This is a genomic window from Pseudomonas sp. Irchel 3H7 (genome assembly GCF_900187605.1).
GTDB lineage: Bacteria > Pseudomonadota > Gammaproteobacteria > Pseudomonadales > Pseudomonadaceae > Aquipseudomonas.
The window spans coordinates 170,119-185,775 of record NZ_FYEA01000014.1 but is presented as its reverse complement, the minus strand read 5'-3'; the positions used below and the strand labels follow the sequence as shown (position 1 = coordinate 185,775).

At 59.4% G+C, this 15,657-nt stretch carries 7 protein-coding genes; all 7 read left to right on the top strand.

The features are described from left to right. The first annotated feature begins 9 nt into the window (after positions 1–9). Complete coding sequence (locus tag CKW38_RS25450; RefSeq protein ID WP_042704956.1) at positions 10–1,098, top strand: flagellar basal body P-ring protein FlgI; 1,089 nt, start codon at positions 10–12, stop codon at positions 1,096–1,098. A gap of 11 nt (positions 1,099–1,109) precedes the next feature. Further along, a complete protein-coding gene (gene flgJ / locus CKW38_RS25445; RefSeq protein ID WP_095114165.1) occupies positions 1,110–2,402 on the top strand; it encodes a flagellar assembly peptidoglycan hydrolase FlgJ in 1,293 nt (430 codons plus the stop codon). Between the two features lie 24 nt (positions 2,403–2,426). Further along, positions 2,427–4,472 carry a flagellar hook-associated protein FlgK gene (gene flgK, locus CKW38_RS25440; protein ID WP_007920110.1) on the top strand — a complete coding sequence of 682 codons (2,046 nt, stop codon included), beginning with the start codon at positions 2,427–2,429 and terminating at the stop codon, positions 4,470–4,472. Positions 4,473–4,485: 13 nt separating this feature from the next. Next, positions 4,486–6,054 carry a flagellar hook-associated protein 3 gene (locus CKW38_RS25435; protein WP_095114164.1) on the top strand — a complete coding sequence of 523 codons (1,569 nt, stop codon included), beginning with the start codon at positions 4,486–4,488 and terminating at the stop codon, positions 6,052–6,054. Between the two features lie 109 nt (positions 6,055–6,163). Then, the gene (locus tag CKW38_RS25430) at positions 6,164–9,757 is read left to right on the top strand and encodes a glycosyltransferase (protein WP_007920102.1); all 3,594 of its coding nucleotides are present in this window, start codon (positions 6,164–6,166) and stop codon (positions 9,755–9,757) included. A 228-nt stretch (positions 9,758–9,985) separates the two neighbouring features. Then, positions 9,986–13,006, top strand: a complete 3,021-nt coding sequence (locus tag CKW38_RS25425; protein ID WP_095114170.1) for a calcium-binding protein — start codon at positions 9,986–9,988, stop codon at positions 13,004–13,006. Between the two features lie 270 nt (positions 13,007–13,276). After that, positions 13,277–15,265: a calcium-binding protein gene (locus CKW38_RS25420; RefSeq protein ID WP_095114163.1), complete on the top strand. Its 1,989-nt coding sequence runs from the start codon at positions 13,277–13,279 to the stop codon at positions 15,263–15,265. The last annotated feature ends 392 nt before the right edge of the window (positions 15,266–15,657 follow it).

Sequence of the window (15,657 nt, the reverse complement as noted above, 5' to 3'; positions counted from 1 at the left end):
AAAAGCTTCATGCTGGCGGCGACCCTGATGTCCGCCGCTTTTGGTGCCCACGCCGAGCGGCTGAAAGATATCGCCAGCATTTCCGGCGTGCGTTCCAACCAGTTGATCGGTTACGGCCTGGTGGTCGGGCTTAACGGCACCGGCGACCAGACGACGCAAACCCCGTTCACCCTGCAGACCTTCAACAACATGCTCTCGCAGTTCGGCATCAAAGTGCCGCCGGGATCGGGCAACGTGCAGTTGAAAAACGTCGCGGCGGTGTCGATCAGTGCCGACTTGCCGGCGTTCGCCAAGCCAGGTCAACAGGTCGACATTACCGTGTCCTCCATCGGTAACTCCAAGAGCTTGCGCGGCGGTACGCTGTTGCTGACCCCGCTCAAGGGTATCGACGGCAACGTCTACGCAGTTGCTCAGGGTAACCTTGTGGTCGGCGGTTTCGACGCAGAGGGCCGTGACGGTTCGAAGATCACCGTCAACGTTCCGTCGGCCGGTCGCATTCCGGGCGGTGCCTCGGTAGAGCGCTCGGTGCCGAGCGGTTTCAACCAGGGCAACAGCCTGACGCTGAACCTCAACCGTTCCGACTTCACCACCGCCAAACGTATCGTCGACAAGATCAACGACATGCTTGGCCCTGGCGTTGCGCAAGCCATCGATGGCGGTTCGATCCGCGTCACCGCGCCACTCGATCCGAGCCAGCGCGTCGACTACCTGTCGATCCTGGAAAACCTCGAAGTCGATCCGGGTCAGGCGGTGGCGAAAGTCATCATCAACTCGCGTACCGGTACCATCGTCATCGGCCAGAACGTGAAAGTGTCGCCAGCCGCCGTGACCCACGGCAGCCTGACCGTGACCATCACCGAAGACCCGATTGTCAGCCAGCCCGGCCCGCTATCCAATGGCCAGACCGCTGTCGTGCCACGCTCGCGGGTGAATGCCGAGCAGGAAGCCAAACCGATGTTCAAGTTCGGCCCGGGCACCACCCTCGACGAGATCGTGCGGGCGGTGAACCAGGTCGGCGCGGCACCGGGTGACTTGATGGCCATTCTCGAAGCCTTGAAGCAGGCCGGCGCGTTGCAAGCCGACCTGATCGTGATCTGAGGCCAACCCTTATGGATATGCGCAAAAGCGGTCTGGTCAGCAGTAGCGATTCGGGTTCCTACTCGGACCTCAATCGCCTGAACCAGCTCAAGGTCGGCGACAAGAACAGCGATGCGAACCTGCGCAAAGTGGCGCAGGAATTCGAATCGCTGTTCCTCGGCGAGATGCTCAAGTCGATGCGCTCGGCGACTAACGCCTTGGGTGAAGACAACCCGCTGAACACGCCGGCGGCCAAGCAGTATCAGGAAATGTACGACCAGCAACTGGCGGTTTCCATGTCCCGCGAGGGCGGTGGTATCGGTCTGGCCGACGTGCTGATGCGGCAGATGTCGAAGAACAAACCGCTGGCGCCGGGTGAGGCTGCGGCCGCGTCCGCCGCCAAGCAGGAAGAGGCCAAGGCGAAAGCTGCGGCCGTGGTCACACCGGTTGCCGCTGGCACCGTTGCTACCAACGGCCCGTTGTCGCGCCTCAATGGCGAGCGTCCATTGTGGGCTTCGCGTTCGGTGAGCGCGCCGAACACGCAACTGGCTCATCGCAATGACATGGAACTGATCAATCAGCGTCGTCTGGCTCTGCCACCGAAGCTGGCCGATCGTTTGCTTGCAGGCCTGGTGCCATCGGCTACGCCGGCAGTGGCCACGCAATTGCCGCAACGCGCGACTACCGCGGCTACCACTGGCGCCGGCCCGCTGTACAACGGCGACTGGCTGGCACGCGCCGAGGGCGAAAAAGCCTCCGGCGGGCAGATGCAGATTTACGGTCGCGCCATGGCGCAGATCCCGTTGGCGCCGGCGAAGAAAGCCTTCAGTTCCGCCGACGAATTCGTCAACACCATGCTGCCGATGGCCAAGGAAGCGGCCGACCGCATCGGCGTCGATCCGCGTTATCTGGTGGCGCAAGCGGCGCTGGAAACCGGTTGGGGCAAGTCGGTCATGCGCGCCCAGGATGGCAGCAGCAGCCACAACCTGTTCGGCATCAAGGCGAGCAGCAACTGGAAGGGCGATTCGGCCCGCGCGATCACCAGCGAGTTCCGTAATGGCGAGATGGTCAAGGAGACGGCCGAGTTCCGTTCCTACGCCTCGTACAAGGACAGCTTCCACGATCTGGTGACTTTGCTGCAGAGCAATAATCGCTATCAAGATGTCGTGAAGTCTGCCGATAACCCAGAACAGTTTGTACGCGAGTTGCAAAAGGCCGGTTACGCCACCGACCCGAACTACGCAAGCAAGATTTCGCAGATAGCCAAGCAGATGAACAGTTTCCAAAACTACGCTGCGGCGGGTGTATCCACCACGCCTTTATAAGGCACAAGGTATAAGGTCTGAACCATGAGTTTGCTCAATATCGGGATGTCGGGACTGTCGGCCAGCCAGTCCTCTTTGGCTACGACAGGCAACAACATTGCCAACGTCGACACCGCCGGTTATTCACGTCAGCAAACCGTGCAGGGCACCAAATCCTCGCAGCAGTACGGCACCGTGTTCATCGGTACGGGCACCACCCTGGCTGACGTGCGCCGGGTGTACAACTCGTACCTGGAAAGCCAACTGCACACGGCCACCTCGCTCGACAGCGAATCGGCCGCGTTTCTGGCCCAGGCCACGCCGCTGGACTCCATGTTGTCGGACACCAACACCGGCCTGACCGGTGTGCTGCAAAAATTCTTTACCACGATGCAGGGCGTTTCGACCTCGGCGACCGATGACACTTCCCGTCAATCGGTGCTGACCGGTGCGCAGGCGCTGACCAGTCGTTTCAACACCATTGCCAAACAGCTCAACGACCAGAACACCACCCTCAACGGCAGCCTGGGCGACATGACGGCCCAGGTGAACAAGCTGGCCACCTCGATTGCCAACCTGAACCAGAAGATCGGCGAGATCTCCACCAGCGGTGGTGCGCCGAACGATCTGCTCGACAGCCGCAACGAAGCCGTACGCCAGCTCTCCGAACTGACCGGTGCACAGATCGTCGAGCGTGGCACCAGTTTCGATGTCTACATCGGCAGCGGTCAGCCGTTGGTGATCGGCAACACCACCAACACGCTGAGCATGGTCGCAAGCAAAGACGACCCGTCGCGCATGGCCATCCAGATGGATCGCGGTTCGAGCACCATCGACATCACCTCGGCGATGAGCGGTGGCGAAATCGGTGGCCTGCTGACTTACCGCAAAGAAGTCCTCGACCCGTCGCTCAACGAGCTGGGCCGAGTGGCGCTGGTGATCGCTGATCAGGTCAACAGCCAGCAAGCGCAAGGCATCGACAAGAACGGTGACTTCGGTGCGGCGATTTTCAACAACATCAACAGTGCCGCGCTGATCAGTTCGCGCAGCATCGCGCAGTCGGGCAACAGCACCGGTTCCGGAAACCTCGATGTCACCATCAAGGACACCGGCAAGCTGACCACCAGCGATTACCAAGTGACGTTCACCAGCGCCACGGACTACACCGTCAAGCGTTCCGACGGCACCGACATGGGCGCCTTCAGCACCACAACCAATCCGCCGCCAGTGATCGACGGATTCACCCTCGCCCTCAAGGGTGGGGCATTGAGCGCCGGTGACAGCTTCAAAATCACCCCGACCCGCAATGCGGCGGCGAGCATCCAGACGGTGCTCACCGATCCGAAGAAAATCGCTGCGGCCGGTCCGTTGACCGGTGTGGCCAGCGCCAGCGGTCTGGGCACCTTCACCCAGCCGACGCTCAACAGCAAGATCGATATTTACAACCCGACTTCCCAGGCTGACATGCAGGCGGCGCTGAAGAATTCGACGCCGGTGAAACTGGTGTTCGGTGCGGTCTCCGGGGGCAGCCAGTCTTACACTTTTGTGGATGCCAAGGGCGGCCTCATCAGCAGCGGCACTATCGTTCCCGGTCAATCGAACGCGCTGGAACTTAAAGTCGGCATCGTCGATGCCAGCGGCAACCCGGTGCTGGACACCAGCGTTACGCCGAACGTACAGAAAACCTTCTCCGTACAGACCACCGTTGGCGGCACGCCGAAGCCTGGCGAAACCTTCACCATGAACCTCACCGGTGCGGCGTCCTCGGACAACCGCAACGCGCAATCGCTGGTCGCCCTGCAAACTGCGCAGACCGTCGATACCGGTTCCGCCAGCAAAGGCATCAGCCTGACTGACGCTTACAACAAGCTGGTGACCAACGTCGGCACCAAGACCGCTCAAGGCAAGTCTGACAGCGCCGCCACCACGGCGATTCTGGACAACGCCAAAGGCGCGCGCGATTCGCTGTCCGGGGTCAACCTGGATGAAGAAACCGGCAACCTGGTCAAATATCAGCAGTACTACACAGCGTCTTCGCAGATCATCAAAGCTGCGCAGGAAACTTTCGCCACGCTGATCAACAGCCTTTAAGGAGTCGTAATTCATGCGCATTTCCACCGCCCAGTATTACGGCACGCAAGCGTCGGACTATCAGCGTAACTTCAACAAGGCAGTCGCCACCGCCAGCGAGGCGAGCAGCCTGCAGCGCATCAACACAGCGGCCGATGATCCGATCGGTGCCGGGCGTTTGCTGCAGTTGGGCCAGCAGGCGGCGATGCTGGATCAGTACAAGACCAACGTCGACACCACCAAAAGTTCGTTGACTGTGCAGGAGTCGACACTGGACTCCATCACCACCGCATTGGCACGCGCCAAGGAACTTGCCCTGGCGGCCAACAACGGCACGGCCACCGACAAGGACCGCCAGGCTTACGCTTCGGAACTGGGCCAGATCCAGCAACAAGTGCTGGGCCTGATGAACTCCAAGGATGCCAGCGGCAATTACCTGTTCTCCGGTTCGAAAACCGATACCGCGCCGTACTCGCAGAACGCCGATGGCACCTACTCCTACAACGGTGACCAGACCACGATCAATCTGGGCATCGGCGACGGCATGACTGTTGGCACCAACACCACCGGTTGGGCCGCTTTCCAGCAGACCATCAATACCGCGCGCACCAACGTCACCATGACTGCGCCGGCCGTGGACGACGGCCGCGTTGTGCTGTCCAACGGTACGGTCGGCACTGCCGCCACCTATGATTCCAAGTTCACTGCCGGCCAGCCGTACACCGTCAGCTTCCTCAGCAGCACCCAGCTGAAAATCACTGATGCCCTGGGCAATGACGTGACCGCTGAAGCGAGCCAGAACGGTCTGGTCAGCAACAGCAGCGGCGCCAACCAGACGGTGAGCTTCCGTGGCGTCGACATGAAGTTGAATATCAACTTGAAGACCGGCGACACCAACCCGGACGCGGTGATAGCTGGCCACAGCTTCCAGTTGTCGACCGCGCCGGACTCGTTCACCACCACGCGCAGCCCGGGTAACCCGTCGACCGCCGTGATCACCGGCTCCAGCATCACCGACCAGGCCGCCTACACCGCGGCATTCCCGCAGGGCGGCGCCGTCCTCAAGTTCACCAGCGCCACCGCGTTCGATCTGTACGCAGCGCCGGTCACTGCCGACAGCAAACCCGTGTCCTCGGGCACTATCGTCGGTAACAACGCTACTGCGGCGGGCGTCACGTTCGCACTGGGCGCTGCCCCGGCTGCCGGTGATCAGTTTTCGATCCAGCCGAACGACCACCAGACCCAGAACGTGCTCGACACCCTGGGCCAGATGATCACGGCGTTGAACACTCCGATCGATGGGGATCCGGTGGCCAAGCAGAAATTCCAGGGCGCAATGGAAGCGGGCCTCGGCAACATCGACGCGGCCAACAATCAAATCGGCGCCGCGGTGACCGAGATTGGAGCACGTGGTCAGGCGCTGGATATGCAGGCCGTCACCAATGACAGCCTGAGCACCGCGAACACCACCACTCAAGGCTCCATTCGCGATTCGGATCCGGCTGAAGTGATGACTCGTTTGACCCTGCAGCAGACCATGCTGCAAGCTTCGCAGCTTGCGTTCAGCAAGATCAGCCAGTTGGGTCTGTTCAACAAGATCTGATCCTCAACGGGGCGCGTAAGCGCCCGTTTGCCTTGTCCCTCAGTCATGTTTTTTAGCGGTATCAAGGGCTCGCTTTTCCGAGCGGGCTCGTACCGCCTGTGAGCCCGCCGTGAATTCACTTCCTCTTGTCAGCCTCGTTATTCCCGCCTTCAATCCGCGCTTTTTCGAGCGGACGCTGAACAGCGCCGTCAGCCAGAATTACGCCAATCTTGAAATCATCGTATGCGATGACAATCGTGGCCACGAGATCGAAGACATCGTTACGCAGGTGACAGAGCAGACCGGGTTTGCAGTGCGTTACGTGCGCAACTCACGAACGCTGGGCCTGGTTGGTAACCTGAAGGCCTGCCTTGAGCAAGCCCGGGGCGAGTTCATCAAATTCCTGTGTGACGATGATCTGCTGTATTCGGCCTGTATCGAACAGCAAGCCCATGAGATGCAGCGCGAAGAAGTCAGTCTGGTGGTCGCGCAACGGTTGCTGTGGGATGCCAACGACATCATCCTGCCCGCACGTCTGGAAAACAGCTCGTTATCGCCGGCCAGTGGCTTGCTCAAAGGCGACGACGTACTAAGCATCTTCGAAAAATTTCCAGTCAACGTGCTCGGCGGTTTCAGCAGCGCAATGTTCCGGCGCGCCGATGTCGCCGAACTGCTGCCGGCCCTTACCGAGGATGGAGCCTGCTTCGTCGCGACCCTGGATTTTGCTTTGTATGTCTGCCTGCTGCGGCGCGGCAACCTGGTGGTCTCCAACAATGTGCTGAGTGCCGAACGACTTTACCCCGAGCGTCTGAGCGCGCAGCAACCGATGAAAGACGCGGCGGAGATCGAGCGCGAGTGGATCTCGCAAATGCTCAAGGTCCGCAGCGGAGAGTCGGCGCCGGCGCCGGGATGGGTGCGCTATGTGCAATTGACCAAGGCCGACGAGACACCTCGGGTCTGGGAAGAACTGCCGCTGAGCCGTACCCTGGGTTCCAAGCAGAGCCGTCAGGAATTGGGGGTCGGTGTCGACAGCTTCAGTTTCGGCGAACTCTATGCGCAGTGGCTGGCGTGTCGGGTGCTGACCGCGGCACAGCGCAAATGGCTGCCGGAAACCCTCGCCGGCTGGTCGCATCAGCCGCGCATCGTGCCGATCATCATTGATGGGCAAGGCAGCCGCGATGGTCTGGAACGTACGCTTGATGCGCTCGCCGCTCAGGATTATCCGCCGGAGCTGGTGCTGGTGCTGTCCACGGTTTGCAGCGAAGCGAAGCTGGACGGTCGGGTGTTCCACATGCCGTTGCAGGGTGACGGCCTGGAGCAGATCAACGCTCTGCTGCCGCAACTGGAAGGCGCCGACTGGTTTTATCTGCTGCAGCCAGGTGACTGCCCGGTGGTGCCAGCGTTGTTGGTGATGGCCGATCGCATTGCGCACGCAAGCTCGTTGACATGCCTGTACAGCGACGAAGGCAGCCTGCGCGATGGCGAGTCGGCAGAGCCTGCGTTCAAACCTGATTTCAACCTTGATCTCATGCGTAGCTATCCCTACGTCGGGCGCGCCTTGGCATTCCAGCGCGAACGGTTTCTGGCCCTTGGCGGTTTTACCTCGACGTTCGCCGAACTGGCGCCCCACGATGTGCTGTGGCGCATGGTTGAAAGTGATGGCCTGCAAGTCGTCGGGCACATTGCTGAAGTGCTGCTGGAGTCGAAATACGACCTGTCGCAATGGCTTATCAATCCCGGCGTCGTCGAGCAAAGTCCGCGAATCCTCGAAGCGCATCTGCAACGCCTTGGCATCGCTCATGAAGTCCGTGTCGGTAATAGCGGGCTGCTCAATCGTGTCGACTATCACCATGCCCGGCGCCCGCTGGTGTCGGTGGTCATTGTCACGCAGGACCAGACCGCCGCGTTGCAGCGCTGCGTCGAGACCCTGCTGGAAAAGACTGCCTACACCGAGTACGAATTGCTCTTGGTCGACAACGGCAGCGAAAGCGCCGAAGCGCTGGCGTGGCTGGACGGTATGGCGCAAATGGGCAGCGAGCGGATACGTGTGCTGAGCTACCTGCAAAAGGGCAATGCGGCAGCGGTGCACAACTTTGCCGTCGGCCAGGCGCGCGGTGAGTATGTGCTGATGCTCAATGCCTTCGCGGTAATCACCCAGAGCGATTGGCTCGACGAACTGCTCAATCATGCGCAACGACCGGAGGTCGGGGTGGTCGGCGCCAAGCTGTTCAACCCGGACGGTGGCGTGCTGCACGCGGGTCTGATTCTTGGCTTGAACGGGCCGGTCGGGTTGCCGTTCTATGGCCAGCCGATGCAGTCGGAAGGGTACATGCACCGCCTGCAAGCAGTGCATGACCTGAGTGCCGTCGGCGGTGATTGCCTGATGATTCGCCGGTCGGTGTACGAAGCGGTCGGCGGGCTGGACGAGCAGGACCTCAAGCAAACGCTCAATGTCGTCGATCTGTGTCTGCGTGTTGGCCGTGACGGTTATCTGGTGGTGCTCAACCCTCATGCGGTGCTGGCCGTGGGGGCACGGCCAAGTGCAATGGCGACGCCTGAGGAAGAAGCGCAGCACACCGAGGAGAGGGAGACGTTTTACCAGCGCTGGCTGCCGCTCGTGGCGCGCGATCCGGCCTACAACGTCAACCTGACGTTGCAGGGCGTGGGCGCCACCAACTTCAGTCTGGAGCCTGGCCTGCGCACCGGTTGGAGTGCGTTCTCCAAGGCACAGCTGCCCAATCTGCTGGTGGTGCCGATCAACGCTTCAGCCATCGGCCATTACCGCATGAGCCAGCCGATGATCGAGCTGGAAGCGGCCAATCGGGCAGAAGGGCGCATTTGCTACGGTTTGCCGTCGATCATCGATATCGAACGTCAGTCACCTGATGTGATCGTTCTGCAAGGGCGCTACTCGGAGCACGCCATCGATGAAATCCCACCGTTGAAAAAGTACTTCAACGCTCGACGGATCTTCGAACTCGACGACTACGTCATTGATGTTCCCCACCGCAATGCGCACATCCGTAATATGCCGAGCAAGCAGGACATGGAGCGTATGGTGCGGCGTGCCATCGGGCTGTGTGATCGCGCGGTCGTATCCACCGCGCCGCTGGCCAACGTGCTGTCGGACATGCACCACGACATTCGTGTCGTCCCTAACATGTTGGCCAAGGACTTGTGGGGCCACCTGCGCAGCCAGCGTCGGACCTCGAAGAAACCGCGGGTCGGCTGGGGCGGCGGCACCAGTCACCACGGTGATCTGGCGGTGATCGCCGAGGTTGTTCGTGAACTGGCCAATGAAGTCGACTGGGTATTTTTCGGCATGTGCCCGGATGATCTGCGGCCGTACATGCATGAGTTCCATGGCGTCATCGGCCTGGACGTGTACCCGGCGAAACTGGCCAGCCTCAACCTCGATCTCGCGTTGGCGCCGCTGGAATTCCATATCTTCAACGACTGCAAGAGCAACTTGCGGCTGCTGGAATACGGCGCCTGCGGTTACCCGGTGATCTGCACCGACACCGAGGCCTATCGCGGTTACTTGCCGTGCACGCGGATCAAGACCAACTCCACGGATGAATGGCTGCAAGCGATCCGCATGCACCTGGCGGATCCGGATGCCAGTTATCGCATGGGCGATGAATTGCGTGAGGTGGTGCTGCGCGATTACGTGTTGCGCGGCGATAACCTGCGCTACTGGGAATACGGCTGGCTGGCCGATTGATCGAGCCAAGCGTGATCTGAAAAAAAACAGGCGACTTTTATAGTCACCTGTTTTTTTTTGCTTCTGAAAATCGTCTTTGCACCAGTTTCGATACAAATTTTTGCCGACGCTCAAGCTTCGCGTCTTTGCAGTCGATATCAACACATTCGTGGGTTTAGAGCGCTTGCCGCGAGGATGTTGATCGCCGCGCATGCCGGTACCGGTTCACAACAAGGCAAGGAAGAAGTAATGGCGGTTATTAACGGAACTAACGGCGCGGATACGCTGACGGGTACCAGTGGGGATGACGAGATCAACGGTCTGGCCGGTAATGATCTGATTAAGGGCAGTGCCGGTGCGGACAAGATTGATGGCGGTGACGGGACCGCTGACGTGGTGGATTACTCGGCGTCTGCGCAAGCGATCAACGTTGACCTCTCGGGTCTGGCCGGTACGGGGGGCGACGCTCAAGGCGATACCCTGACCAACATCGAGAAGGTTATCGGCACGGCGTTCAACGACACATTAACCGCGCAAAAGGGTGGCGCCACCTTTGAGGGCGGCGCAGGGAATGACGTTTACATCCTCAACAATGGCGGTACGGTGATCGAGCAAGCGGGGGGCGGCGATGATGAAGTGCGCTCCAGTTTTGGTCAGATCTATCTGAGCGCTAACGTCGAACGCCTGACGTATACCAGTACGGGGGATTTCATTGGCTGGGGCAATGCCAGCGATAACATCCTCACAGGTGGCGTTGGTAACGACTTGTTGTATGGCGGTGCGGGTGCCGATCAGTTTATAGGCGGCGCCGGTATCGACACCGCCAGTTATGGTGATAGCACCGTGGGTGTCAGCATCAACCTGAAAACCGGGGTCAATTCCGGGATCGCGGCGGGAGATACTTACGCTGGCATCGAGGTGATCAAAGGGTCGGGCGCGAATGACACGTTCATTGCCGACAGTCGGGTGTTCGCTTTTGATGGCAGTGGCGGAACTGGCGATGTGGTCGATTACTCGACATCGTCCGCAGCGATCACTGTTGATCTGGTTTCTGCAGGAACAGGTCGTGCCGGCATCGGTGGCGATGCTCAGGGCGATACGCTGACCGGTATCGAAAAAGTCATCGGTACGGCATTCAACGACACGCTCAGTGTCAATGGCGGTACGTTCACCCTGGAAGGCGGTGCCGGCGATGATGTGTACATCATCAATGGCACTCGCGTCACCACAGTGATCGAGCAGGCGGGTGGCGGCAACGATGAAGTGCGTACCAACTACGATATTCAATCGCTGGCCGCCGACGTCGAACGACTGACCTACACCGGTACAACGGCATTCACCGGTTACGGTAACGCCAGTGACAACATCATCACGGGTGGCATCGGCAACGATATATTGCTCGGCGGTGGCGGTGCAGACCAGTTCATCGGCGGTGCGGGCATGGACACCGTTGATTACACCGACAGTCCGGTGGGCGTGACGCTCAACCTCAAGACTGGAGTGAACACCGGAATCGGCGCGGGTGATACCTACACGAGCATTGAGGCAATCAAGGGTTCGGGCGCCAATGACACGTTCATTGCCGACAGCCGAGTGTTTGCGTTTGATGGCGGTGGTGGAACCGGTGATGTGGTTGACTACTCGACATCTGCCGAGTCCATCAACGTCGATATCCGCAGCGGGGGAGCGGGTCGTGCCGGCATCGGCGGTGATGCTCAGGGCGATACCCTGTTCAATATCGAGAAGGTCATCGGCACGGCGCTCAACGACACATTCAATGTCGACGGTGCCACTGCAACGTTTGAAGGGGGGGGCGGCGATGACGTTTATGTCATCAATGGTGCCGGCGGTACGGTCATCGAACAGGCAGGTGGCGGCTATGACGAAGTGCGCAGCAACTTCGGCCAGATCTACCTGAGCGCCAATGTCGAGCGCCTCACCTACACCGGCTCCGGAGCATTCATTGGCTGGGGGAACGCCAGCGATAACATCATCACTGGCGGATCTGGCAATGATCTGTTTTACGGTGGTGCAGGTGCCGACCTGTTTGTCGGCGGCGCGGGTATCGATACCGTCAGTTACAACGACAGTGCGGTGGGCGTCAGCATCGACCTGAAAACAGGGATCAATTCCGGTATTGCTGCTGGAGATACTTACGTCGGTATCGAGGCTTTCAGAGGCACAGCAATCAATGACGTTTTCATCGGCGCCGATACGGCCACCACTTTCGATGGTTTGGGTGGCTTCAATATGGTCAGCTACGAACACTCTGACGGTGCTATCACCATTGATCTGAAAACCGGTATCAATGCCGGCGATGCGGCTGGCGATACCTACGCCTCGATCCAGTTTTTCCAAGGCAGCAGCTTTGACGACACCTTGTCCGGAACGGCTTCTGGCGACAACTTGATCGGCGGTGCGGGCGCCGACCGGATTGACGGGCGCGAAGGGCATGACGTTGCCTGGTACGCCAACAGCACGGCTGGCGTGACGGTTAATCTGCAAACCAACATCAATCAGGGCGGGGATGCGCAAGGAGACGTCCTGCTCAACATCGAACGAGTCATCGGCAGCCAATACAACGACACATTGACGGGGACTTCAGCCGTTGATTTTCTCGAAGGCTATGCCGGGAGCGACGTTATTTATGGCGGTGACGGGGCAGACTACATCTACGGCGGTCTGGCGTCTTTGATCGGCCCTCTTACCAATCCAGGAGCCGATACCGGTGCGCAGGCTGACACGTTGTATGGCGGAAATGGTAACGACACCCTCCTGACTGCCGCCAATGACACCGGCAGCCGGGCTTACGGCGAGGCGGGCAGTGATGTTATTACAGTGAATTCCGGCATGGCCGATGGCGGTGAGGGCAACGATTTGCTCACAGGAACAGGTCTGGGCTTTGCTCTGTTTGGCGGTGCCGGGGATGATCAACTGGTGCTCAAATCCAGCGGTTTTGCCAATGGTGGTGAAGGTGACGACATTTACACGATCGGCACGCCGGGACTGGTGACGATCCAGGATGACGGTGTAAGTCATGGCGATAAGCTAGTGTTGTCGTACATCAAAAGCTCTGAATTGCAGATCGATCGTGTCGGCGATGATCTTTATCTGCACCGATTGAGTTTCAACGTGGGTGACACTCCACAGGAGGGTGTGCGGCTCAAAGACTGGTTCGCCGGTTCCGATACCATCGAGCAAATCCAGACGGCCAACGGAGAAGTCATCAACCTGCCGGCCAACAGTGACGCGTTTGCCATGTTTGGCTGATCGCTGAATCGAACACCATCGCTCCCGCAACGGGATTGAGGGTGTAGGCAATACTGCTGAGGGCGAACCCGATCTCCGGGTTCGCCCTTTCTTGTCTCTGGATAAACCTTCTTACACACCCGTCGACACTTTCTCGTGTGCAGGCTCAAGGTTTGGGTTTTTGCAGTCGATACCTCTTTATTCGTTTACTCATCCGGCAGGGATTGCACGCTTGAACGGTCTCTCTCTGCCGACAGAACCGCTTTCAACAACAACGCAAGGAAGACGCAAATGTCAGTAGTGAATGGAACGAGTGAAGCGGATGTCCTCTTGGGCACCGACGATAATGACGAACTCTATGGACTGGAGTCGGATGATGTACTGATCGGCAGTGCAGGTTCTGATGTGCTGGATGGCGGAGAAGGGTTCGACACGGCGACCTATTACGCGATGTCGTCGGGTGTCAGTGTCGAGTTCGGCAAAGATGCCACGACTGTCGCAGGGGCTGAAGGCAAGGTCGACACCCTCATCGGTGTCGAGAAAGTCTTCGGTACGTTCCACAACGATACGTTTACCAGTTCGGTCGGCGGTGTGACGTTCGAGGGTAGCGTCGGGGATGATCTGTACATCGTCGACAGTGAGGGTGTGGCAATTGTCGAGGAAGACAATGCGGGTTATGACGAACTGCGCACCAGCCTCAACACCCTCAAGATGGACCCGTTCATTGAAAAGCTGACCTTCACCGGCACCGGCGATTTCAAGGCTTACGGCAATGCCAGTGACAACGAAATCATTGGCGGTGCCGGTAACGACTGGCTGTGGGGTGGGGATGGTGCCGATCACTTCGTTGGTGGCGATGGCTACGATACGGTCAGCTATAGCGACAGTCTTGAAGGCGTGAGAGTCGAAGACTTTGCCAACTTTGACGGGCTGACCATTGCCTACGGTGACACCTTCACCGGCATTGAAGCGCTGCAGGGTTCGGGCTTCGATGATGTGATTTATCGTCACAAAGACTTTATGAGCATCGACGGTAGTGACGGCCATGACACCGTGAGTTATCGCTACGCTTTCGATCCGGTCAACATTTTGATCGGCGGCGGTGTCAACGCGGCGGGCGACACGCTGATTAATGTGGAAGAGGTTATTGGTTCCACCGATGCCGACCACTTCACCGTGAACACCAGTGGTGTGGTCGTCGCTGGCGGTGGCGGTGACGATGTCTACACAATCAACAGCACCGGTGTGACCGTCGAGGAAATCGAAGGCTACATGGGGGGGACCGATCGCGTGTACACCAGCCTGTCCGAGTTGAGACTGAGCGCGTTCGTTGAACATCTGACGTATACCGGCAGCGCTGACTTCGTCGGCTACGGCAATGACGAGAACAACACCATCGTCTCCGGCGCCGGCAATGATGTGCTGTTGGGCGGTGCGGGTGCCGATAACTTTGAGGGTGGCGCTGGTATCGACATCGTCAGCTATGACGACAGTAGCGAAGGCTTGAGCGCTTCGCTGAAATGGGGCGTGCAGAGTGGTATTGCGTTCCACGATGTTTACATCGATATCGAAGGCTTGCGTGGTAGCCAGTTCAATGACGTTCTTGAGGGCGACTGGGGCGATAACATTCTTGAAGGCGGCGCGGGCGACGACCAGATTCAGGGTGGCGATGGCAACGATCACATCTACGGCGGTCTGGCTTCAGGTCTCGACGTTGCGGGGCAGTCCGACAGCTTGTCCGGTGGTGCGGGTGATGATGTCATCGTTGCTGCGCGCGACGATCTGTTCACGTGGGTCAGCGGCGATGAGGGCAATGACATCATTACGCTCGGCCGTGGCCTCGCCCATGGCGGTCAAGGCAATGACGTGATCACCGGCACTGGTAGCCACTACACGTTGACAGGAGACGAAGGCGACGACCTGCTGATCCTCAATCTGGCCGGTCAGTCGACCTCCGGCGGCAGTGCCTATGGCGGTCAGGGCGATGACACCTACGTGGTCAACACCACCGGCCTGGTGACGATCCAGGATGAGGGCTGGGATCTGAACGACACCCTGATCCTCAACACGATCGCCAACGCCAGCCAGTTGAACGTTACCCGCATCGGTGATGACGCTTATCTGCACAGTGCCAATGACGGCAGCACTGGTGTGCCGGACAACGGCGTGAAACTGGCGGGCTGGTACGCCGGGTTCAACAACATCGAGCACATCCAGACCGCCGATGGTCAGGCGTTTGAGCTGCCGGTGAGTGGTGATGGGTTTGCCATGTTTGGGTAATCGTCTGCATTGTTGATCTGGCTTGTGGAAAGGGATGAATCTTTTGGTTCACCCCTTTTTTTGTCTGGGGCTTGGCGGCCTTTGGGCCGACCATGCTCTTGGGGGTTTGGGTGTGTATCCGTTGCTGCGGGTGTTGCTGATCAGGGTTCCGCCCTTACGGCGGGTCACCTTTTCCAAACGCCGAAAAGGTAACCCAAAAGGCTTGCTCCTACGTGCGGCCCGCTCGCTGGGGCTCGGGGTTCCTTCGCTGCGGGATCGATCCGGGCGCAGCGCCTACGGTTTGCTTCGCTGCACCTCCTCTCGCTGTGTTTGGCTGCGCCAAACGGTCGCTGCGCTCCCACGCCCGGATCAATCCCTCCACTCAGCCTTCCGACGTCGCCCGTGGATCAAGA

What these genes read in the sequence shown, in the direction of transcription:
- CKW38_RS25425 (WP_095114170.1), top strand. Translation starts at nt 9,986, where the DNA reads ATGGCGGTTATTAACGGAACTAACGGCGCGGATACGCTGACGGGTACC.
- flgJ (WP_095114165.1), top strand. Translation starts at nt 1,110, where the DNA reads ATGGATATGCGCAAAAGCGGTCTGGTCAGCAGTAGCGATTCGGGTTCC.
- CKW38_RS25450 (WP_042704956.1), top strand. Translation starts at nt 10, where the DNA reads ATGCTGGCGGCGACCCTGATGTCCGCCGCTTTTGGTGCCCACGCCGAG.
- CKW38_RS25420 (WP_095114163.1), top strand. Translation starts at nt 13,277, where the DNA reads ATGTCAGTAGTGAATGGAACGAGTGAAGCGGATGTCCTCTTGGGCACC.
- flgK (WP_007920110.1), top strand. Translation starts at nt 2,427, where the DNA reads ATGAGTTTGCTCAATATCGGGATGTCGGGACTGTCGGCCAGCCAGTCC.
- CKW38_RS25435 (WP_095114164.1), top strand. Translation starts at nt 4,486, where the DNA reads ATGCGCATTTCCACCGCCCAGTATTACGGCACGCAAGCGTCGGACTAT.